This is a genomic window from Caballeronia sp. RCC_10 (genome assembly GCF_041360715.1).
In the GTDB taxonomy this organism is placed as follows: Bacteria; Pseudomonadota; Gammaproteobacteria; order Burkholderiales; family Burkholderiaceae; genus Caballeronia; species Caballeronia grimmiae.
Map to the genome: position 1 here is coordinate 204670 of NZ_JBFUPT010000010.1, position 21505 is coordinate 226174.

19 protein-coding genes are annotated in these 21505 nt (G+C 63.5%); 10 read left to right on the top strand and 9 right to left on the bottom strand.

Annotated features, from left to right (window positions below; translation table 11 throughout):
- Positions 1-8: 8 nt before the first annotated feature.
- The 9 genes from AB6804_RS19235 to AB6804_RS19275 form a co-directional block, all read right to left on the bottom strand.
- Positions 9-1205, bottom strand: a complete 1197-nt coding sequence (locus AB6804_RS19235; RefSeq protein ID WP_370887791.1) for a glycosyltransferase — start codon at positions 1203-1205, stop codon at positions 9-11.
- Positions 1202-2377, bottom strand: coding sequence for a glycosyltransferase family 4 protein (locus AB6804_RS19240; protein WP_370887792.1), 1176 nt, complete (start codon positions 2375-2377; stop codon positions 1202-1204). Before AB6804_RS19240 ends, AB6804_RS19235 begins: the two co-directional genes overlap by 4 nt.
- A gap of 15 nt (positions 2378-2392) precedes the next feature.
- Entirely contained in the window at positions 2393-3559 is a 1167-nt protein-coding gene (locus AB6804_RS19245) for a glycosyltransferase family 4 protein (protein ID WP_370887793.1), read from the bottom strand.
- Positions 3556-4926: a murein biosynthesis integral membrane protein MurJ gene (gene murJ, locus AB6804_RS19250; RefSeq protein ID WP_370887794.1), complete on the bottom strand. Its 1371-nt coding sequence runs from the start codon at positions 4924-4926 to the stop codon at positions 3556-3558. The genes AB6804_RS19245 and murJ overlap by 4 nt, the downstream gene beginning before the upstream one ends.
- Positions 4927-4936: 10 nt before the next feature.
- A complete protein-coding gene (locus AB6804_RS19255; protein WP_370887795.1) occupies positions 4937-6022 on the bottom strand; it encodes an SDR family oxidoreductase in 1086 nt (361 codons plus the stop codon).
- A 35-nt stretch (positions 6023-6057) separates the two neighbouring features.
- Positions 6058-7335, bottom strand: a complete 1278-nt coding sequence (gene tviB / locus AB6804_RS19260) for a Vi polysaccharide biosynthesis UDP-N-acetylglucosamine C-6 dehydrogenase TviB (protein ID WP_370887796.1) — start codon at positions 7333-7335, stop codon at positions 6058-6060.
- Positions 7336-7405: 70 nt separating this feature from the next.
- Positions 7406-9652 carry a polysaccharide biosynthesis tyrosine autokinase gene (locus AB6804_RS19265; protein WP_370887797.1) on the bottom strand — a complete coding sequence of 749 codons (2247 nt, stop codon included), beginning with the start codon at positions 9650-9652 and terminating at the stop codon, positions 7406-7408.
- Positions 9653-9970: 318 nt separating this feature from the next.
- Entirely contained in the window at positions 9971-10777 is an 807-nt protein-coding gene (locus AB6804_RS19270) for a class I SAM-dependent methyltransferase (protein ID WP_370887798.1), read from the bottom strand.
- A 201-nt stretch (positions 10778-10978) separates the two neighbouring features.
- A complete protein-coding gene (locus AB6804_RS19275; protein ID WP_370887799.1) occupies positions 10979-12004 on the bottom strand; it encodes an AraC family transcriptional regulator in 1026 nt (341 codons plus the stop codon).
- A 170-nt stretch (positions 12005-12174) separates the two neighbouring features.
- Between AB6804_RS19275 and AB6804_RS19280 the strand changes: the two genes are divergently transcribed.
- The 10 genes from AB6804_RS19280 to pssA all read left to right on the top strand — a co-directional run bounded on the left by AB6804_RS19280 (position 12175) and on the right by pssA (position 21333).
- Positions 12175-13113 carry a 3-keto-5-aminohexanoate cleavage protein gene (locus tag AB6804_RS19280; protein ID WP_370887800.1) on the top strand — a complete coding sequence of 313 codons (939 nt, stop codon included), beginning with the start codon at positions 12175-12177 and terminating at the stop codon, positions 13111-13113.
- Positions 13114-13170: 57 nt separating this feature from the next.
- On the top strand, positions 13171-14505 hold the full coding sequence (locus tag AB6804_RS19285; RefSeq protein WP_370887801.1) for an MFS transporter: 1335 nt from the start codon (positions 13171-13173) through the stop codon (positions 14503-14505).
- Between the two features lie 28 nt (positions 14506-14533).
- Positions 14534-15274 carry a beta-ketoacyl-ACP reductase gene (locus AB6804_RS19290; RefSeq protein ID WP_370887823.1) on the top strand — a complete coding sequence of 247 codons (741 nt, stop codon included), beginning with the start codon at positions 14534-14536 and terminating at the stop codon, positions 15272-15274.
- 36 nt (positions 15275-15310) lie between these two features.
- Positions 15311-16102: an SDR family oxidoreductase gene (locus tag AB6804_RS19295; protein ID WP_370887802.1), complete on the top strand. Its 792-nt coding sequence runs from the start codon at positions 15311-15313 to the stop codon at positions 16100-16102.
- A gap of 217 nt (positions 16103-16319) precedes the next feature.
- Positions 16320-16742 carry an NUDIX domain-containing protein gene (locus AB6804_RS19300; RefSeq protein ID WP_035960074.1) on the top strand — a complete coding sequence of 141 codons (423 nt, stop codon included), beginning with the start codon at positions 16320-16322 and terminating at the stop codon, positions 16740-16742.
- A 108-nt stretch (positions 16743-16850) separates the two neighbouring features.
- On the top strand, positions 16851-17885 hold the full coding sequence (locus AB6804_RS19305; RefSeq protein ID WP_370887803.1) for a YhcG family protein: 1035 nt from the start codon (positions 16851-16853) through the stop codon (positions 17883-17885).
- 122 nt (positions 17886-18007) lie between these two features.
- Positions 18008-19750, top strand: a complete 1743-nt coding sequence (locus AB6804_RS19310; protein ID WP_370887804.1) for a DNA-binding protein — start codon at positions 18008-18010, stop codon at positions 19748-19750.
- Between the two features lie 107 nt (positions 19751-19857).
- The gene (locus tag AB6804_RS19315; RefSeq protein ID WP_370887805.1) at positions 19858-20256 is read left to right on the top strand and encodes an ester cyclase; all 399 of its coding nucleotides are present in this window, start codon (positions 19858-19860) and stop codon (positions 20254-20256) included.
- The gene (locus AB6804_RS19320) at positions 20253-20594 is read left to right on the top strand and encodes a GFA family protein (protein WP_370887806.1); all 342 of its coding nucleotides are present in this window, start codon (positions 20253-20255) and stop codon (positions 20592-20594) included. Before AB6804_RS19315 ends, AB6804_RS19320 begins: the two co-directional genes overlap by 4 nt.
- A 130-nt stretch (positions 20595-20724) precedes the next feature.
- On the top strand, positions 20725-21333 hold the full coding sequence (gene pssA / locus AB6804_RS19325) for a CDP-diacylglycerol--serine O-phosphatidyltransferase (RefSeq protein ID WP_035960079.1): 609 nt from the start codon (positions 20725-20727) through the stop codon (positions 21331-21333).
- The last annotated feature ends 172 nt before the right edge of the window (positions 21334-21505 follow it).

A 21505-nucleotide genomic window follows, 5' to 3' on the forward strand; every position in this document is an offset into this window, starting at 1 on the left:
CCAGCCGTTCAAGCATTGAGCCGTTCAGCGCGCGATTCGCGCAACGCGTTCGTCGTACGGATGTAGGTCTCCTCATAGCGGCGCCAGCTCGTTTCGATCGAAAACACGCGCTCGATCCGCTCGCGAGCCGCCAAGCCTAGCCTCGAGCGTTCTTCCGCAGGCATCGTCAGCATGTCGATGAGTGCGCGCCCCAATGCGTCCGCGTTTTCAGGCGGCGTCACCAGACCCGTATCGCCGATGAGCCATGCCGTATCGCCTACATCAGTGGCCACGCAAGGCACGCGGCAGGCCATCGCTTCGCCGACGACAGTCGGCAGTCCTTCACTGCGCGACGACAGGCAGAACACGTCGAGTCCCGCAAGCATCGTCTCGGGATGACGCAACGCGCCGAGCAGACGCCCCGCATGCGCGACGCCTGCCTCATCGAGCAACGACACGAGTTCGCGATTGTCGCGATCGAGCCCGCGTCCCGCCATCACGAAACGGCAGTGCGGCAACACGTCGAGCACGCGACGCATCGCGGCGATGAAGTTCGGATAATCCTTCACGGCGTGATATCGCCCGACGATGCCGACCACCGGCGCATTCGCGTCGAAGCCGAGATCGCGGCGCAACGCATCGCGCGCTTGCGGCATCGGCCTGAAGACATCCAGTTCGAAGCCATTGGGAATCACCGTCATCTTTGCGGCGCAATAGCCGCCCTGGACATGCGATCGCATCGCCGCTTCACCGCAGCACACGATCGAATCCGGCACGCGCGAGGACAGCACGGCGCACGCCTTCGTGACCCAGCGCGTCATGCGGCTGCTGCCAGTCGAACGCAGGTCCGTATGATGGATGCCCCATACGAGCGCCGGACGCGGCGCGCGTGATCCGCGCAGGCGTCGCCAGGCGTTGGCGGCATGCAGGGCGAGACCGCCCATCAGATCGCCGTGATAAAGCCAGCTTTGCACGACATCGGGTTCGAGTTCGTCGAGCCAGCGCACGAGCGTCGCGAACTTCGCCGGCCCGGGCGCACCGGGCCGCATGCCGAGGATACGCACTTCGGCGCCGGCTTCGCGGATGCGCTCAGCGAGCGTGTCTTCCGGCGACAGCGATATGACCGTGTGCTGTACCCCGCTTTCACGCGAAGTGCGTATGAGCCGATACAGCAGCATCTCGGCGCCATCTGCCGGCAGCGCGGTGATGACGTGAACGATCTTCACGGCGCAATGCCGACGGACGAAGGCGCGGCCTGACGCACCGGCGCAAGCGTCTGATAGACGCCGAGCGTCTTGTCGATGACGATGGCTTCGTCGAACTCGCGCAGCGCCTTGTCGCGTGCGGCGAGGCCGAGCTTGCGTGCGAGCGCGCGGTCGTCGTCGATGAGACGCATCGCATTGGCGAGCGCGACGGCATCGCGCACCGGCACGATCAGCCCGTCCTCGCCGTTCACGCTGACGACTTCGCGACAGCCCGGCGCATCGGTGGTGATGAGCGGCAGTGCGCACGCAGCGGCTTCGATCAGCGATTTCGGCAAGCCTTCGCGATAGCTCGGCAGCACCATGACGTCGGTGTCGGCGAGCAGCGCGGGCATGTCGCTGACGTGGCCCCGCCATTCGACGAGCCCTTCGGCGACCCAGCCTTCTATCGTCGCGCGATCGATGGACGCCGGATTGCCCGCATCCGGCATCCCCGCGAGAATGAAGCGGATCGTGCGGCCCTCGCGCTTCAATAGGCGCGCTGCATCGATGAATTCGGCAATGCCCTTGTCCCACAACATGCGCGCGGCAAGCAGCGCACGCAGCGGCTCGCGGGCGTGCGGCGCGTCGCCGGAACGCGCCTGGAAGCGCGCGCAGTTCACGCCTGAGCCCTTGATGAGATGCACGGCGGTGTCGTCGACGAGGCGCGCCTTCCTGAACATCTGCACGTCATCGGGATTCTGAAGGATGAGCGCGCAACCTTCGCCGTCGAGCGCGAGCCGCAACACGCGGCGCACGACCGGACGCAGCAGCCGCGCCTTGATATCGCGGCTCGTGAACACATAGCCGAGTCCCGCAACCGAGTTCACGCGCGCCGGCACGCCCGCGAGCTTTGCACCGAGCGAGCCATACACGGCGCTCTTGATGGTGAAGCCATGTACCAGCGTGGCGTGTTCCTCGCGAAACAGCCGCGCGAGCCACAGCACGAGACTGAGTTCGCGGAGCGGATTGAGGCTGCGGCGGATCATCGGCACCGCATGCCAGCGAAAGCCCAGTTCGCGCAGACGCGGGCCGTATTCGCCGGGCGGCGATATCAGCACGACTTCGTGGCCCATGTCACGCAAGCGATACGCGAGCGACAGGCGAAAGTTGTAGAGATACCAGTCGGTGTTGGCAAAGAGAATGACTTTGTTCATGGCCCGGATCTCCGTTCAAAGCACTTGCCGCTGATGGTTCTGCATGCCGATTGCCGCAGGCTGCTGTGCGTTCCCTGTGCATGCGCCGACGCGTGCGAAGAGGTCGTCCCATATGCGAAGAATCGCGTTGACCGCGTATCGCTCGCGAATCGATTGCGCGCCCTTGCGTGCAAGGTCTGCGCGCAAGGCTTCATCGCCGAGCAGGCGAGCCAGAGCGTCCGCGAGCGCATCGCGGTCGTGCGGCGGCACGAGCAGCGCATCTTCGCCATCGCGCGTGATATCGCGCGGGCCGCTCGGACAATCGACGGCGACCGCCGGCACGCCGAGCGCCATGCTTTCGGCAAGCGCAAGCCCGAAGCCTTCGAAGCGCGACGACATCGCGAACGCCTGCGCGCGCCGCATTTCCAGCCACGGTTCGTTCGTTACGCCGGGCATGAACACGCGCTCTTTGAGGCCGAGCTGATCGATTTTCGCCTGCAACGCAGGGCGTTCGGCGCCTTCGCCCCAGATGGTCAAGTCCCACTGCGGGAAGCGTTGCGCGATCGAGGCGAACGCATCGATCAGTAATCCGTAGTTCTTCTGAGGATGCAGCCGCCCGAACGATACGAGGCGCATGCGGCCATCGGCGCTCGCGGCGGGCGCGGGCTGCGAGAAAAGTTCCGGCGGCAGCGGATTCGGCATGACGGTCATGTGCCGCACGCCCGGCACCATCGCGCGGAACGGTTCGACGACGTTCTCCGTCAGCACCGTCACCGCGTCCGCGTACGGATACGCGATGCGCGTCGCGAAATTCCAGAACGCGGGGCGGCCATCGGCGGAAGGATCGTTGTGCTCGCAGAGGATGAGCGGCACGCGCTGGCCCATCGTCGCAAGCACGCTCGCCACGTTGACGTTATAGAGAAACGAGATGACGACATCCGCGCGGCTTTCGCGTATCAGGGTGCGCAAGGCAAACTGACGTTCGATATACCCGGCCACGCCGCCACGGCTTTTTCGCACGCGGTCAGCAAGATGAATGAAGCGGACCTTGTCCGACAGTGCATAAAAGCACGGGCGCTTGCGGCTATAAGTAGCGATCAGCGTGACGGTATCGCCGCGCTCGCTCCATGCGTTCACGAGCGTGGCCGCGACGCGCTCCGCGCCGCCGCTTCCCATCGAGCTGACCAGCAGCGTGATGTTCATCGAACGGCGCCTCCCGTGAGATTGGCTGGCGGCACGCGCCGCGTGATCATCATCGTTACGAAGAATACGGTCGCGTGCATGAAGCCGGTGGCGACCAGCACGCCCGGCATGCCGATCCACCGCGTCAGCAGCGCATTCGCGACGACCTTCACCGCAAAGCCGAGGGCGGTGACGATGGCCATGTCCTTGTAGCGGCCTTCGACCGACAGCAGGTTCATCATCACGAGCGACGCGAAGTAAAACGGCAACTGCACCAGCGCGTAGCGCATCAGGTCGGCGACGAGCACCGTGTTCTGCGCCGTGAACGCGCCGCGCTGGAACAGCACTTCGACGACCCACGGCGCGAGCGGATACGCGATGACCGCGGCGCCCGCGCCCGCGCCGAGCGCGAGCAGCGACCACTGCAACGCGGTATGACGTGCGCGATTGACGTCGTCCTTGCCGAGAATGTCGGACAGAACCGGCAGCGTGCCCTGCGCGATCGCGAGCGCGCCCATGCTCAGCAGCAGGCCGAACACACGATTCGCATAGCCGAGCGTGGCGACGGCGCCATCGCCCAGATGCGCGACGAAATACTGGTCGATGGCCGGCGAGCAGCACACGACGAGCTGTCCCAGCATGTAGACGCGCACCGCGTGATAGATCGGCTGCCAGCGGCGCGACCTGAACGTCAGGCTCAGGCGGCTGTACCTGCCCTCGACCTTGCCGGCGAGCGGCCACAGCACGAGCACGAGCGCCATATAACCGAGCAGCGTGCCGTACATGAGCGGCGTCATCGCGTTGTTGCCGGTGACGAAGAGCACCAGCAGCAGCGTCATCACGGCGGGCAGTCCGTCGAGCAGCGTCGCGATATGGCGTTCGCGCGATTGCAGCCGCGTCGAATACGCGGTGACGACCATGATGAGCACGCCGATAGGCGCCATCACGATCATCATGTGATGCGCCATCTCGCGCGTCTGCGCGGATAGATTGCCGGCCATGAAGTTGATGACATACGGCCAGACGATGTAGATGATCGCGGTGAACACGACCCCGACGACTATCGCCCACGTGAGCAGTTCGCCGAGAAAGCGCGTCTCTTCATCGGCGGATTCACGGCGCAGATCGACGAACACCGGCACGAGCACGATCGCGAAGACGGCCGAGCAAGCGGCGGGCAACCACGAGACGAGCGTCAACGTGATCTGATAGGCATCGACGACGTTGCTGATGCCGTAGCGATACGCAATGACCATCTCCTTCGCCGCGCCCGCGCAGCGTCCGAGCAGAACGAAGATGGCCACCCGCGCCATGCCCCGCGCCGCGCGCAGATGGTCCGGGTGAAGCTGCAAGAGGCGGTTCTTCAGTGCAGCAAATTGTGAGATCAACGCATCTGCCTCATGTCCCGCTGCGTGCGGCCGAAGGCGCATGTGCGCCGATTGGTCCGCGATCAGCTTGTTCTGAAAGGAAGCGGATGTACCACGGCATGGCGCGTTCGATGCCTTCCGCGAAAGCCACCTTGCGCCCGTAGCCGAGAAGGCGCTCGGCTTTGGAGACATCGGCTTGCGAATGACGCACGTCTCCCGCGCGGAATGGCCCGTACTCGGCTTCCCGGCGGCTTTCGATGCCATGCTTGGCGAGTGCCCGCTTGAGTTCCTGATACAACTGCCTGAGCGTCGTGCGATCCCCGACCGCGACGTTGTACACCTGTCCCCGCGCCGCTTTATCCGCCGTGGCCGCGAGAATGTTGACCTGCACCACGTTGTCGATGAAACAGAAATCGCGGCTCGTTTCGCCATCGCCATTGATGGTGATGCCTTCGTCCTCGATCAGCGCGGCGGTCCATTTCGGTATCACTGCCGCATATGCGCCTTCGGGGTCTTGCCGCTTGCCGAACACGTTGAAATAGCGCAGGCCAGTCGCATGAAAGTCGTAAGTGCGCGCGAAGACGGATGCGTACAACTCATTCGCATACTTCGTCACCGCATACGGCGATAGCGGCTGCCCAATGCGGTCCTCCACCTTCGGCAGGCCCGGATGGTCGCCATACGTGGAACTCGAAGCGGCATACGTGAAGCTCTCGACTTGCGCATCGCGTGCGGCGCACAGGATGTTCAGAAAGCCGCTCAGGTTGACGTCGTGCGTCGCGATGGGGTCGCGCACCGAACGCGGCACCGAGCCGAGCGCCGCTTCGTGCAGCACGTGATGGACGCCTTGCATCGCGCGCCTGCAGTCGTCCATGTTGCGGATGTCGCCTTCGATGAAACGGAAGCGCCGCCACTGGCGCTCATCGACGGCGCCGCGCACTTCATCGAGATTGCGTTGATGCCCGGTCGCGAAGTTGTCTAGCCCGACGACATGCTGATCGAGCGAAAGCAACGCCTCCAGCAGATTCGAGCCGATGAAGCCGGCCACGCCGGTGATCAGCCAGGTTTGCGGACGCGTGCGCAACGCTTCGCACACGGATTCGTATCGGTCGGGCATCGGGGTCTCCGAACGTGCGCTCGCTTGAACGTGGGTCACAGGCGCAGATCGCTTGCATCGGCGGGAAGCACGTATTTGAGGTCGTAGACCACGTGCTGATCCTTGCCGAACGCATGCAGCGCCGCTGCGCCCATCTCCGCGAACTCGCGATGCGATACCGCGAGCACGATCGCGTCATACACGCCTTTGACCGGCTCTTCGATTGGCTGAATGCCGTACTCGTGGAACGCATCCTCGCGTGAAATCCAGGGATCGTAGACATCGACGTTAGTGCCGTATTGCTTCAGTTCGGTGACGATATCGACCACGCGCGAGTTGCGCATGTCGGGGCAGTTCTCCTTGAACGCGAGGCCCATCACCAGCACGCGCGCACCGGGAATGTAGATGCGCGCTTTCGTCATCGCCTTCACGAGTTGCGAGACAGCGTAGGTGCCCATGCTGTCGTTGAGGCGCCGTCCCGCGAGGATGATCTCGGGGTTGTAGCCGATGGACTGCGCCATGTGCGTCAGATAATACGGATCGACGCCGATGCAATGCCCGCCGACGAGACCCGGCCTGAAGTTGAGGAAGTTCCACTTCGTACCGGCTGCAAGCAGCACGGCTTCCGTGTCGATGTTCATCTTGTTGAAGATGATCGACAGCTCGTTGACGAGCGCGATGTTCACGTCGCGCTGCGTATTTTCGATAGCCTTGGCCGCTTCCGCCACGCGAATGCTGCTGGCCTTGTGCGTGCCTGCCGTGATGATCTGACGATAGAGCGCATCCACCGCTTCGGCCACTTCGGGCGTCGAACCGGACGTGACCTTCTTGATGTCCGGCAGGCGATGCAGCTTGTCGCCCGGATTGATGCGTTCGGGGCTGTAGCCGGCGAAGAAGTCCACGTTGAAGCGCAGCCCCGACACGCGTTCGAGCACCGGCACGCATTCCTCTTCGGTCACGCCGGGATACACGGTCGATTCGTAGATGACGACGTCACCGGGCTTCAGCGCCGAGCCGATGGTTTCGCTCGCGCGCAACAGCATGCCGAGGTCCGGGCGCTTGTGTCGATCGATCGGCGTCGGCACGGTCGCGATGAACACGGTGCAGTCCTTGAGCGCGGCGGGATCATCGGTGAAGGCGAGTGTCTCGGCGGCGTGGAGTTCGTCGTCGGCGACTTCCAGCGTCGCGTCGTGTCCTTCCCGCAGCGCGTCGATGCGATGCCGGTTCACATCGAACCCGACTACCTGATGATGCTTGCTGAACTCGACGGCGAGCGGCAGGCCCACATAGCCCAGGCCGATCACAGCGATTTTCTGGTCAGTAAGCGAACGCATGAAGTCTCTCCAGTCTCGTAGCAACGCGTAGATAGGATGCTGCGGGTGTCCTGCTTCGCGCCCGGTGCGCTTATTCGGGCGCGGATTCGTAGTTGTGCGCGACGTAGGCGCTGCTGCCATAACGTCCCGCGAGCGCCTTGTCCGCCGTATGCAGCGAGACGCCGTTGAGCAGCACGCCGGTCACGCGTGCGCCGGTCTGGTTGAGCCGCTTCATCGACTCCTTGATCTCTCCGACGCGCGTCCGTCCATACAGGCCCACGAGGAAGATCGATGCGGCGGCCGGGGCGATCGCGCCCGCATCGGAAACGGCCAGCACCGCCGGTGCATCGACGAGCACGATGTCATACAGTGACGACGCTTCCTGAATGGTCTCGCGATACTTCGCGCTCAACAGCAGTTCGGCCGGACTCGCCGGATACGGGCCGCCTTGCAGCACATCGAGATTGGGCAACACCTCGCGATGGATGGTGCCTTCGAGCGTATGCGTGCCGAGCAGGATGTTCGCGAGTCCCGGCCCCTGCTGAATGCCGAATTGCCGATGCAGATAGCCCTTGCGCAAGTCCGCATCGACCAGAAGCACGCGCGTGCCGCCCGATGCGAGCACCGTAGCGAGGTTCGCGGACAGAAACGACTTGCCGACGCCCGGTAGCGGGCCGGCGATCATCACCACGTTGTTGCGCGCGCCGACGAGGGTGAACTGCAACGCCGAACGCAGAATGCGCAACGCTTCCACGGTCGGGTCTTTCGGAAACTGCGACGCGAGCACCGCCTGACGCGGCGCCGTGCCGTTGGCGACGCTCGACAGCGCCGGCTGACGCGCGCTTTGCGGGATCGTCGCGAACACGCTCAGGCCGGTCTCGATCTCGATCTCCTGGGTATCGGTGACGCCCCGGAAGATGCGATCGAGCAGCATCGCAAGGCCCACGGCGAAGAACATGCCCAGCGCGAGCCCGATTGCGATGGCCAGCCACTTGATCGGCTTGACCGGCAGCTCGGGCACGTCGGCGGTGTCGATCAGTTGCACCGATGCCGCCTTGCCCGCCTTGATCAGCATCATCTCTTCGATGTTGTTGCGCAGCGCCGTATAAAGGTCCGTGCTCACGCGGACGTTGCGCAAGAGACGCAGCGCGCCTTGTTCTTCCATCGGCATCGAACGGGTACGGTCGTTCAGCTTCGCGAGAAACTGTTCCGTTGCGGCGATCTGCTTGTCGATGGAGGTGATTCGCGGGTGCGCGGTCGAAAACGTGGTGGTGAGGTCGTCGCGCGTGTGGCGCAAGGAGAGCAATTGCGCGTTGGCGTCGGCGGTTTGCTTCAGCAACAGGCGATTGGTTTCGTCCGTATCGAGCATCGCGTTCTTGTCGCGATACGAGTTGTACGCGTTTTCCGCGTCTTCCATCTGACGCTTCAGCACCGGCAACTGCTTCTGCAGATATGTCAGCGAGTTCTCCGCGATCACGGCCTTGCGATCGCCATTGAGCCTCACGTACTGGCGTCCGATCTCGTTGATCGTTGCGGCCACCTGCACAGGGTCAGCGCTTTCGAGCGTCACTTTCAGCACGCTCGACTTGTTGCCCTGTTCGCTGATCTTCACCTGACTCTGAATCGCGTCGATGGTCAGTTGCCGCGAATAATGCACGACGTCGAAGCCCACGCCCGGATTGCCCTTCATCGCGGTGACGAGAAGCCTCACAGGACCTTGCGGCGTCTGCACGAGCAACACTTCGCCGACGGTGCCGACGACCGGCGTGCCGAGCGCGGGATTGCTCAGTTCGTACTGGCCGTCCGTGCGTGCCGTGACGATGAACTTGGCACCTTCCAGCTGGCGCGGCACGTCGAAGTCAGGAACGCTGATCGATTCATCGCCCCAGGCGTAGTTGCCGAAGCCGAACAAGCCCGGTTCCGACAGCTTGCCGTCGTGATGCGCGAGACGATTGCCGATCACCGGGAAACGTCGCGGATAGGCGCTGATATAGAGCTTGAGCGCATCGACGGCGCGGGAGACGACGAGCTTCGAACCGAGCACCTGCATCTCGCCTTCAGCCGACGAGCGGTCGTCGAGCGTCGGAAGCATGTTGCTCAGCGGGTCGCCGGGGCGCGAATTCGATACGTCCTTGTTGTCCTCGACCTTGATGAGAATCGCGGACTGATAGATCGGCGGACTCAGATACGCGTAAGCGGCGGCGAGCAGGACGGTGAACAGAACCACCAGCGCGATCAATACGCGATGGTTGATCATTGTATCGATTAGCGAAGCAAAGGGGATCTCATCACCGTTATCTGAAACGGCTTCATCAGACGTTTTGACTTTGGAAATCATGTTGAGCAGGTCCCGGCGCGTGTGGTTGGCTCAAACGGATATGGGTGGACCTAATTCGGCGCTTTCCCTTTCGCGTTCATAAGGAAAGCAAATAATCCAGGCCCCGATGCGTGAGAGAAAATTGCGCGTGGTGAAACCGTAGCAGCCTGCATTTTGCGGGTATGCGCGGAAGCCCACATTGCAGCCCGCGGCCGGGTTTTGGCGGGCGAATAAAGCTCGCGAAGCAATTAATGTGGGTATGCCTAAACTATTTTCCGTGACAGAAGCAAGCGCATTCAGTATCGGTATTTATCCGTATCGGGCATTTCATCTAAACAATCAGGTTTTCGTTGTCCAGATGAATACGTCCTGCCGGGTCTCCGCGCCGTAGCCTATCTCTTCTTCTGCGTAGTCGACCGATGAAGCGAAGCGTCGCTCGAGCAACGGCGAGGAATCGAACACATGTGCGCAAATCGGATTGAAATAAACCACCGAGAACGCCTCGATCGAACCGCTCTGATATGCAGCCGAAAGATTCGCGAGGAGCCGCGCCATCAGTTGCGCGCCGAAAGGATTGAACATGAACACGACGAGCTTGCCCGGCGGGAATTCGAGTTTGAGCGCGTCGGCGGCATAGGCGTGCATCGGCACGCGTTCTGGGAAGCGTCGCGCGACGATCGCCGCATTGCGGTTGGCGATATCGACCAGATGCGCCGCCAGGTCATAACCGATGACCGCGCGAAACGGAAACTCGGTCGCGACGATCATCGGCCGGCCTTTGCCGCAACCAATGTCGATGAAAGTGTGATCGCGCAGGTCGCCGAGTTGAGCGAGCGCGCAGCGAATGAGGCTCGGTTGCGAGCCCATATAGGGAAAACTCGTCGCATCGGCGCCGTCGCCGTAAATCGCTTCGGGAGGCTCGATGCCGCCGGTATTCGTGCCGAGCATCCTGTCGATGGGATGCGTGCGATAGCAGCCGGAATAGACTACCTTGAGAATCGGCACACGCTGCGCGTATTTGCGGATTGACGGCGCAAAGAGCAGCGTCTGCACCGGATCCGGCAGCGATGCCACAGCAGCGATCAAAGGCCACTTGATGCTGCGTTTCACGCGCGTCTTGAATCCGCCGATCGAAGTCGTGTTCATTGCCGATGCCCTCGGTGAGTGATCGCTCAGTGAGTGATTAATACGGACGAACGAGATCAACGACTAGCCGGCAGAGCGCGGGCTTCGCACGTTATAGCTTTCGGGTTCCTTCATGAATGTGCCTTGGCGCACAGAGCGTTCAGGCCCGCTGTTCGTGTGAGGAATAGCGGCGTCGAATCGTAGTCCGTATCAAAGCCTAGACTATCGACGTAACTCGCCCGGCCCCTTTCCCGTCCAGCGCTTGAGCGCCCGGCGAAAATTCGCGGCGTCGCTGAAGCCGAGCAGCATGGCGACGTCATCGGTGCTCATCTTCGTGGTCTTCAGATATTCGAGCGCGAGGGAGCGGCGCACGTCGTCGACGATCGCGAGAAACGACGTGCCTTCCGATTCCAGACGCCGCCGCAAGGTCCGCGTCGTCATGTTGAGCATCTGGGCCACGGCCTCCATGCCGGCGAAGGTGCCGGGCGTGCTCATCAGGATTTGATAGACCTCGCCCGCGACGCCCGCTGACGTCTTCGCCTGCCCGATCAGCCGGTCGCACGTCTCCTGCAACAGCGTGGCCGTGAGCTTGTGCGCAAGCTGCGGCTTGCGATCGAGAATCGCGCTGTCATAGACGAGTTCGCATTGCGGCTGATCGAAGAAGCACGGGCAGTCGAGATACTTCGCATACAGGTCGGCGTGTGCGGGCGCGGGATACGAAAAGCACGCCTTGACGGGCGGGCAGCGGCTTCCGGCGACATCCTGAAGATGCGTGACGTGCTGCGTGTACTGCTGCTCGATGATGAACTCGCGCAGTTCGCGTGAAGGGCTCGACACGAACGCATCGGGAAAGGTCCAGACCATCCTGTCCGGATACTCGGTCCATTCAATCGCGACCGTGGGCGTCGCGAGACGGTGATACTTCACGCCCAGTTTGAAGTACTCGCGCAGCGATAGGCACGACATCAGCGCGTATCCGTACATGCCGTAAGCCGACAGATGCAGCCGCGTGCCGACCTTGAACGGCGTGGCGGGATCGCACGAAAGCAACACCGCGTTTCTGCATACGGTCGCATATTGTGCGACCGAGGTCAGCACCGCGGCGTCGTAAATCTGGTCGGGACGCACGTCCGTGCCGCGCAGGCTGTCGGCGGGCGCGATTCCTTGCTCCGCCAGCACTTCCACCAGCGCGGCGATCTTGTAGGGCGCGTAGATGCGCTCGTTGTACGGCGGGCGGCTCGTGGCCACGGCATCCCTCTGCGTCGTGTTTTTGCGGTCGTGTTTTGCGTTGTCCTCGGCGGACTCTCGCCTGTCCGAAAATGACCTTTCGAGCGCGATGCTATCCCACTAATATCGCCCTCACAAGATGCCGCGCGCGATCGACGCGCGGCACGGACAGTAGATAGGAGGGACGCAAGATGAACACGAGCGACCGGAAGGTCATCATTTCGTGCGCGGTCACAGGCGCGACGCACGTTCCGTCGATGTCGGAGCATCTGCCGCTCACGCCATCCGATATCCGCACGCAGGCCATCGAAGCCGCCGAGGCCGGCGCGGCGATCATCCATCTTCATGCACGCGATCCGCAAGACGGACGGCCCACGCCGAGCCCGGACGTGTTCCGGCAGTTCGTGCCGCAAATCGCGGAAGCCACCGACGCGGTCATCAACATCACGACGGGCGGCAGCACGCGCATGACGCTTGGCGAACGCCTCGCGTATCCGCTGCTCGCGGCGCCGGAAATGTGCTCGCTCAACATGGGCTCGATGAACTTCTCGATTCATCCGCTCGCCTCGAAGATTTCATCGTGGCGTTACGACTGGGAGAAGGATTTCGTCGAAGGCATGGAAGACATGATCTTCCGCAATACGTTCAGGGACATCAGGCACATCATGCTCGAGCTTGGCGGCAAGGGCACGCGCTTCGAGTTCGAATGCTACGACCTCGGGCATCTGTACAACCTCGCGCATTTCGTCGATCAAGGGCTCGTGAAGCCGCCGTTCTTCATTCAGTCCGTGTTCGGGATACTCGGCGGCATGGGTCCGGACCCGGAGAACATGACCGTCATGCGCTCGACCGCCGACCGTCTGTTCGGGCGCGAGAACTATCACTTTTCCGTGCTCGGGGCGGGGCGTCATCAAATGGCGCTGGTCACGATGAGCGCCATCATGGGCGGCAATGTGCGCGTCGGTCTGGAGGACAGCGTGTATATCGCCAAGGGCGTGAAGGCGGAATCGAATGCGCAACAGGTGCACAAGATTCGGCGGATTCTCGAAGAGCTGTCGTTCGAGATCGCGACGCCCGACGATGCGCGCCGAATGCTCGGCCTGAAAGGGCCGGACAAGGTCACGCCATGACGTGACATCGAGCACCGCATCACGAATATCGATAAAAAAGACACATACGGAGACACCATGACATCCTTATCGATCGACGAAACTCACCGCATCGCCACACGCAAGGCGATGCTGCGCCTCATTCCCCTGATGTGCGCGATCTACTTCATGTCCTTCCTCGACCGCACGAACGTCGCGCTGGCGAAGACGCAGCTCGCCATCGACGTGGGCATCAACGCAGCGGCGTTCGGGCTAGGCTCGGGCATCTTCTTCATCGGCTATGCACTGCTCGAAGTGCCGAGCAATCTGGCGGCGCATCGCGTGGGACCGCGACGCTGGGTCGCGCGGATCGCGGTCACGTGGGGCATTCTTTCCACCGCGATGATGTTCGTGCAGGGCACGTGGTCGTTCTATGTGCTGCGCGTGCTGCTCGGCATCGCGGAAGCCGGACTCTTTCCCGCGCTGATGTACATGGTCACGCTGTGGTTCGCACCGAAGGACCGGCCCGTTGCCGTGGGCTGGATCTACACGGCGCCCGCGCTCGCGCTGATGCTCGGCAATCCGCTCGGCGGCGCGCTGATGCAGCTCGGCGGCATCGGCGGACTGCACGGCTGGCAATGGATGTTCATGATCGAAGGCATTCCGAGCGTCATCGTCGGCATCGTGCTGTACTTCAAGCTGCCCGAGCGGCCGCGCAATGCACGCTGGCTGTCGAAAGACGAAGTCGATGCGCTCGAACAGCGCGCCGTCATCGACGCGCATGGGCATCCGGAACTCACGTCGGCTGACTGGATCGGCGCGCTGAAGCGCCCGACGACGGTGCTCATCGGCCTCATCTATTTCCTGAATCAGGTGGCGTTCGTCGGCTTGTACTTCTTCACGCCCGCCATGATCCAGCAGATGCAGATCAAGACACCGTTCATCGTGGGCCTGCTGTCGAGCAGCGTGGGTGTCGGCTTTCTGCTGGGCGTGCTCGTGCTGCCGCGCATTCATCGCCGCTATGGAAAGGACTGCACGTATCTCGGCGTGCTGACGGCGGGTCTCGTTGCCGGTGCGTGCGCGTTCGTCGCGACGTCTAGCCCGGTCGCGCGCATGGTGCTGCTCGCGGTGACGGCGTTCTTCGCGGGCGGCGTGCTGCCTTCGTACTGGGCCATCGCGATGAAGCGGCTGCAAGGCATTCAGGCTGCGGCGGGGCTGGCGTTCATCAACACGATCGGTCTGATCGGCGGATTCGTCGGACCGTATCTCTTCGGCATGACCGAGACGGCGACGGGCCGCAGCGATTCGGGCTTCATGGTGATCCTGGTCGCATCGGTGCTGGGCCTGCTGCTGGTACCCTTGCTTGCACGCGCGATCAAGCGCGAAGCGGCCCCGAGGCCGGCTGTCGGCGCCGCAGCGGGCGCGCACTCGTGAACGTATGACCAACAACAAGGTGGAGACGATGCGGTTACAGGGAAAAGTAGCGATCATCACCGGAGCGGGACAAGGCATCGGCGCGGCGACGGCATTGAAGTTCGCACGCGAAGGCGCGATCGTCGCGGCCTGCGATCTAAACCACGATGCGGTCACGCGCGTCGCCGATGCCTGCCGTGAAGCGGGCGGCCAGGCGAGCGCGTTCTGTCTCGACATGTCGGATCGTGCGCGCGTCGATGACATGGTGGCTGCAGTGCGCGAGCAACACGGACGCATCGACGTGCTCGTGAACAACGCGGGCATCACGCGCGATGCGCGCTTGCAGAAGATGACCGTCGAACAGTTCGATGCGGTCATCGACGTGAATCTGCGCGCCGTCTTCCATGCGACGCAGGCGGTCTCGGACCACATGGTCGCGCGGGGCTCGGGCGTGATCCTGAATGCGAGTTCGGTCGTCGGCATCTATGGCAACTTCGGGCAGACCAACTACGCCGCCGCGAAGTTCGGCGTGATCGGCTTCACGAAGACGTGGAGCCGCGAACTGGGTCCGAAGGGCGTGCGCGTGAATGCGGTCGCGCCGGGCTTCATCGATACGCCCATTCTCGCCACCATCCCCGAGGAAGTGCTGGCGAAGATGCGCGCGCAAGTGCCGCTCGGCCGTCTCGGCAAGCCTGAGGAAATCGCGAATATCTACGCGTTTCTCGCAAGCGACGAAGCCAGCTACATCAACGGCGCGGTCATCGAAGCGTCGGGCGGCATGACGCTCTGACCTGGCGGCACCTTCAACGTAACAAGGCATGGCAGCATGAACACATTCGATTTATTGAAGCCCGCGCCGGGACTGCGCGTCGTCGTGTCGGGCGCGGCGAGCGGCATCGGCGCGGCGATTGCCGAGGCGTTCATTCAGGCGGACGCGCAGGTCTTCATCTGCGACGTCGATGCTTCGGCGGTCGAGAAGGCGAAGGCGGGTGAGCCGCGCCTGCACGCGAGCGTCGCGGATGTCGCGAACATCGAACAGGTGGATGCCGTCATCGACGATGCGCGCCGCACGCTCGGCGGAATCGATTTGCTCGTGAACAACGCGGGCATCGCGGGACCGACGGGCGCGATCGAGGACATGGACCCGGCGCAGTGGGAACGCACGATCACGACCAACCTCAACAGCCAGTTCTATTTTCTGCGGCGCGCGGTGCCGGTGCTGAAGGAGACATCGGACCGCGCCGGCATCATCGCGATGGCGTCGGTGGCGGGCCGGCTCGGCTACGCGTTCCGCACACCCTACGCGGCGACGAAATGGGCGATCGTCGGGCTCGTGAAGTCGCTCGCCGTCGAACTCGGCCCGAGCGATATCCGCGTCAACGCCATCCTGCCGGGCGTCGTGCAGGGCGAGCGCATGGATCGCGTGATCGCGGCGCGCGCCGAATCGCTCGGCATCGGCTTCGATGAAATGCGGGAGCAGTATTTGCAGCGCATCTCGCTGCGCCGCATGGTGACCGTCGACGATATCGCCGCGATGACGCTGTTCCTCGCATCCCCCGCGGCGTGCAACGTCACCGGTCAGGCGATCAGCGTGGATGGCAACGTCGAGTATCTCTGATGCTTTGACGCTTTGATGCTGCGATAACTCATACGATTCATATCGCACACCGAACCCTAAACTTCTGCATTGCCGTGCCGAAATAGCGGTGTAACCGATTGCGCCATGCGCCCCTTATGCGTTACAACGATCCGACCATAAGGGCGCTTCGACGCTGGCACACACCGCCGCACGCATGCATTACGCTGGCGCGGCATTTCATCTTGGAGACGGGGGAATGAGGGTTCGGGCAACGGCGCTGCTGGTGCGCCAACACGCGGTGCTGCTCGTCAAGGAACGCGGCGGCCCGTGGTTTCTCCCGGGAGGCGATCTCCGTCCCGGCGAGCTGGCAATGGCCGCGGCGATCCGCGAGCTGCACGAGGAAACGTGCGTCGAAGCGAGCGCGGCCGCTTTCCTGTGGCAGCACGTCTCGGCTCATCACATGCATCAGGTTTTCCGCGTCGCCGTTCCCGGCGATGCCCGGCCGCGTGCGAACGTGCGTGCGGGTATCGACGATTTACGCTGGGTCGAGCTTTCGCAGCTTGCCCGGATGTCCGTGACGCCTGGCACGCGGGCGATCCTGGAACGCGCGGCCGGCGTCACCGGCAGCGTGTCGCGGCCCGACTGGCGCGGCAGCGCGGGGGCGTCGCCGGGGTTCTGAGGATTCGGCGCTTGCGTTAGGATCGGCATGTTGCGCGGTGCATCGCGCATTACGGGAATTGTCTCCGCAGCGCGGAGACATTCATCGCCGCCGATCCAACCACGCTTTATGACCGACTTCATCCCATCCTCGCTGTTCGACGAAGTCAGGCGGCTGATCGATTCAGCGCGCGAACGCGCCGCCGCCGCCGTCAACGCCGAACTGACGCTGCTCTACTGGCAGATCGGAAGCCGCGTGCGCGCCGAAGTGCTGCGCGGCGCGCGGGCCGAATACGGCCGGCAAGTCGTCGCGACGCTCGCGCGTGAGCTCAGCGCCCGCTATGGACGCGGCTGGAGCGACAAGCAGTTGCGCCATTGCATCCGCCTGGCGGAAGTTTTCGCCGACGAGCAAAGTGTCTCCGCAGTGCGGAGACAATTGAGCTGGACGCATCTCAAGACCCTCATCTACATCGACGATCCGCTCAAGCGCGACTTCTACATCGAGCTGGCGCGCGTCGAACGCTGGTCGTCGCGGCAGTTGCAGGAACGCATCCAGTCGATGCTTTTCGAGCGCAGCGCCATCTCCCGCAAGCCGCAGGACGCCATCGCGCACGATCTCGCCGTGATGCGCGACGAAGGGCGCGTCGCACCCGAGACGCTCCTGAAAGACCCCTACGTGCTGGACTTTCTCGGCCTCAACGACCATTACCTCGAAAAAGACCTCGAAGACGCAATTCTTCGGGAGATGGAGCAATTTCTGCTGGAGCTCGGCGCGGGTTTCACGTTCGTCGCGCGCCAGAAGCGCTTGCAGATCGACGAGGACGATTTCTACATCGACCTGCTGTTCTACAACCGCAAGCTGAGACGGCTCGTCGCGATCGAACTCAAGCTCGGCGCGTTCAAGGCCGAGTACAAGAGCCAGATGGAGCTTTATCTGCGCTGGCTCGCGAAGCACGAGCAGGAACCGGACGAGTTGCCGCCGCTCGGCATCATCCTGTGCGCGGGCAAGAAGCAGGAGCAGATCGAGTTACTGGAGCTGAACAAGAGCGGCATCCACGTGGCGGAGTATCTGACCGTGCTGCCGCCGCGCGAGACGCTGGAGGCGAAACTGCACCAGTCGATCGAAGCGGCGCGGTCCAGGTTGCTCGACAAAAATGTGGAATAACTTCCTGTTTCGTCGCGTGTGCAACGTTTTCGTCCGGCGAAATTCGGGAAGCTTGCCAAGTTGTTGGATAATTCGTCCTTTCGTCCGGCACCCCGTGCCCGATGCCTGTAACTGAGGCGTTTATGTTTACTGAAGCAGACACCATCACCGATGAAGAAGTCATCTCGATCGCCCAGCGTCTGACCGACGAAGGGCGGCCGGTCACCCCCGTCACCGTCTGGTCGGAGCTGCGGCGCGGATCGGCCGTATCGATCGCTGCGGCCCTGCAGCGCTGGCGCGACGCCAGCCAGCCCGCGATGCCCGCCGCGCAACTTCCCGCCGAGATGCCGCACGAATTCGCCGACGCGCTGCTGAACGCGGCGCACCGGATCCGGAAGGCGTCCTGGGACGACGCGCACAGCGCGATCGCGCAGCACACGGACAGCCTGAGCCAGCGGCTGCAAACGGCGCTCGCGGAGCGCGACGAAGCGCTCGCGGTGTATCAGACGGCCGAAGGCGCCGCCGCCGACGTGCGCCGCCAGCACGACGACCTGACGCGCGGTCTGCGCGCGTCCGAGGAGACCGTCGCGCGCCTGCAGGCGCAGTTGGCCGGCGCCACGGAGCGCGCGGAGGCATCGCAGGCGCGTGCGGCGGAACTCGCGGAACGCACGTCGACGCAGGATGCCGTACTCGCCGCCGCGCGCCTGTCGCTCGACGAGGAGCGCAAGGCGCGCGAAGCGTTGAAGGCCGAAGTGACGGCGAAGAGCGAAGAGACCGGCCGCCTCGCTCGCGAGCGCGACGAAGCCCGCGAGGAAAGCGCGGCGACATCCCAACAGGCGGAGCGGGCGACGCAGGAGGCGCAGGACAGCGCCGCGCGCATCGCCGCGCTGGAAGCCGAACTGCAGGCAGCGCGCGCCGAACTCGCGACCGAACGCGAAGCGCACACGGCGCGCAACGCCGACGCCGCCGCGCGGGACGAAGAGTTGCAGCGCGTCAAGCACGAACTGGACGAAACGCGCACACAAAATGACGGAAGCCGTGCGCGCGTCGCGGAGCTGGAAGCCGAACTTGCAGCGAATCATGAAGTGAACGCGGCCCGTCAGGCCGAGGCATCGGCGCGAGAAGAAGCCTTGCAGCGCGCTACCAGCGAACTCGAAGAAGCGCGCGCGCAGATCGACGAAAGCCGGTCGCGCGTCGCCGCGCTCGAAGCCGAGCTCGCCACCGAACGCGAAGCGAACGCGGCGCACGGCGTACAGGCATCGGCGGGACAGGAAACACTCGCGCGCATCAGCCGCGAACTCGACGAAGCCCGCGCGCAGTTCAACGCCGCCAACGAAGAAAAGTCCGCTGCACAAGCCGAACTGGCGCGCGTGTCGCAAGAAGCCGCCGCCGCCGTGACGCGAGCGGACGAGGCGCAGCAACAAGCGGCGCGGCTCGCGGAACAGCTCGCCGAGCGCGAAAAGAGCGAAGCCGCGATGCGCGACGAGTTGCGCGATCACAAGATCGCATTGCAGACCGCCGGCACGGCCAAGGAAGAAGAGCTTGCCGCCTTGCAGCGCCGCCTTTCGGCGCAGGCGCAAACGCACTCGAAGGCCTACGACGAACTTCGTTCCAACGCCGAGCAATGGGTCACGTACGCACGCGACCTCAAGCAGCGTCTCGATGTGGCCAACGAGAAGATTCTCTTCATCGATGCCCGCAGCACCGGCGAAGTCGCATTGCTGCGCCGTCTTTCGACGGAGCTCGAGCGCCTGAAGCCCGATCACGAACTGGTGTTCCGCGAGGCGCAGCAGCGCGTCATCGGCGACAAGATTGCGCAGCAGCTTGCGCAAAAGGGTTATCGCTACGATCCGGCGACGGCCGTCATGTCGAAGATCGAAGGCTAAGGCCGATGTCCCGCGCGCATCGCTCCGGCTTCTTGCTGGAGCGATGCGCGTCGCGGACGTGATGTGAGACCATACGCACGAGCCTTGCCACGCAAAGGACCGTTCATATGGAAAGAACCGACCTCGCCGGCGTCTATCGCGCCTACATCGCCTGCCTGAACGAACAGAACTGGCCGATGCTCGGCGCCTTCGTTCACGACGACCTCCATTACAACGGCCAGCCCATTCACCTTGCCGATTACCGGCAGATGCTCGAACGGGACTTCCGGCAAATCCCCGACCTTCGCTTCGACATTCGGCTTCTCACCGCCGATTTCCCTTATGTCGCGAGCCGCTTGTGGTTCGACTGCACGCCGGCGCGCGATTTTCTCGGCCTCGCTATCGACGGCAAGCGCGTTGCCTTCGCGGAGAACGTCTTCTACGAATTTCGCGAGCGGAAGATCGTGGAGGTGTGGTCCGTGATCGACAAGGCCGCCATCGAAGCCCAGCTTCGCACGCTCTCATGATCGACGCCTCCTGCCACTGCGGCGCGGTGAGCTTCACCGTGGACGCCCCGCCCGAGGAAGTCAATGCCTGCGATTGCTCCCTGTGCCGGCGATACGGCGCGCGCTGGGCCTACTACGATCCGTCGCGCGTGCGCTTTGCGCCCGACTGCGGCCCGACGGATATCTATATGTGGGGCCCGCGCAGGCTGGAGTTTCATCGCTGCGCATCGTGCGGATGTGTGACGCACTGGCGCGCGGTGGATCCCGGCCGGCCCGTCATGGGCATCAACACACGGATGATGCCGCCCGGCGCGCTGGCGAACGCACGCGTGCTCAGAAACGGCGAGCCCATCGGCTGACGCGGTCCGACTCTTGCGGAGCGCGATGACAGCAGGGCGTGATGATAGACTCGATCCGTTCCGCGGCCGCCCGTGCTCGGCGCTGCCCGAATCCAACGCAACGACAGCAAAAACAGCAAAGAAAACAAGCATGAAACGTTTCTCGATGATTCGCGATTTCCATCTCGCCGACTGGTTCACACTGGGCAACGCGGTCTGCGGCACGGGCGCCCTGTTCTCGACGATCAGCTACATCGACGATTCCGACGTCATGCATATCTATCTGGCGTGCGCGCTCGTGTTTGCGGCGCTCGTGTTCGATGTGCTCGACGGCCGCATCGCGCGGTGGCGTCAGAAGGCGTCGCTGCTGGGCAAGGAGCTGGATTCCCTTGCCGACGTAATTTCGTTCGGCGTCGCGCCGGCGATCATCGGCTATGGATGTGGCATGCGCGGCCTTTACGACCGAGTGATGCTGGCGTATTTCGTGGCGTGCGGCGTGTCGCGTCTCGCGCGCTACAACGTGACGACCGAAGAGATGTCCGGCAGCGCCGGCAAGGTCACGCATTTCGAGGGCACGCCGATTCCCACATCGTTCGCGATCGTGCTGATGCTCGGCATCGCCGCCTGGTTCGATGCGCTCGGGCCGCGCATGTGGTTCGGTGAATGGCGCATCGCCGGTTTCACGCTGCATCCGCTCGTGCTCGTCTACGCGATCTCCGGCTCGCTGATGATCAGCCGCATCCGCATTCCGAAGCCGTAAGTCTCTCTGCGGGCGCTATCAAGTTTCGATCAGCCCCGCCGTTTACACGTGGATGAAAGGGCGCGGCATATTCGCCGCGTCCAACCCCAGGCGCCAGGCTCGCCGCGTCGACGCACACGTCGCACCGGCACTCCCACTGCGGCAAACGGGAATCTCATGGACCCGTTTCGAG

Excerpts from the sequence above, each read along its gene's own strand:
- AB6804_RS19280 (WP_370887800.1), top strand. The coding sequence starts at position 12,175 with ATGAACACGAGCGACCGGAAGGTCATCATTTCGTGCGCGGTCACAGGC.
- AB6804_RS19240 (WP_370887792.1), bottom strand. The coding sequence starts at position 2,377 with ATGAACAAAGTCATTCTCTTTGCCAACACCGACTGGTATCTCTACAAC.
- pssA (WP_035960079.1), top strand. The coding sequence starts at position 20,725 with ATGAAACGTTTCTCGATGATTCGCGATTTCCATCTCGCCGACTGGTTC.
- AB6804_RS19265 (WP_370887797.1), bottom strand. The coding sequence starts at position 9,652 with ATGATTTCCAAAGTCAAAACGTCTGATGAAGCCGTTTCAGATAACGGT.
- AB6804_RS19270 (WP_370887798.1), bottom strand. The coding sequence starts at position 10,777 with ATGAACACGACTTCGATCGGCGGATTCAAGACGCGCGTGAAACGCAGC.
- AB6804_RS19295 (WP_370887802.1), top strand. The coding sequence starts at position 15,311 with ATGAACACATTCGATTTATTGAAGCCCGCGCCGGGACTGCGCGTCGTC.
- AB6804_RS19245 (WP_370887793.1), bottom strand. The coding sequence starts at position 3,559 with ATGAACATCACGCTGCTGGTCAGCTCGATGGGAAGCGGCGGCGCGGAG.
- AB6804_RS19310 (WP_370887804.1), top strand. The coding sequence starts at position 18,008 with ATGTTTACTGAAGCAGACACCATCACCGATGAAGAAGTCATCTCGATC.
- AB6804_RS19315 (WP_370887805.1), top strand. The coding sequence starts at position 19,858 with ATGGAAAGAACCGACCTCGCCGGCGTCTATCGCGCCTACATCGCCTGC.
- AB6804_RS19285 (WP_370887801.1), top strand. The coding sequence starts at position 13,171 with ATGACATCCTTATCGATCGACGAAACTCACCGCATCGCCACACGCAAG.
- AB6804_RS19305 (WP_370887803.1), top strand. The coding sequence starts at position 16,851 with ATGACCGACTTCATCCCATCCTCGCTGTTCGACGAAGTCAGGCGGCTG.
- AB6804_RS19255 (WP_370887795.1), bottom strand. The coding sequence starts at position 6,022 with ATGCCCGACCGATACGAATCCGTGTGCGAAGCGTTGCGCACGCGTCCG.
- tviB (WP_370887796.1), bottom strand. The coding sequence starts at position 7,335 with ATGCGTTCGCTTACTGACCAGAAAATCGCTGTGATCGGCCTGGGCTAT.
- AB6804_RS19290 (WP_370887823.1), top strand. The coding sequence starts at position 14,534 with ATGCGGTTACAGGGAAAAGTAGCGATCATCACCGGAGCGGGACAAGGC.
- AB6804_RS19300 (WP_035960074.1), top strand. The coding sequence starts at position 16,320 with ATGAGGGTTCGGGCAACGGCGCTGCTGGTGCGCCAACACGCGGTGCTG.
- AB6804_RS19320 (WP_370887806.1), top strand. The coding sequence starts at position 20,253 with ATGATCGACGCCTCCTGCCACTGCGGCGCGGTGAGCTTCACCGTGGAC.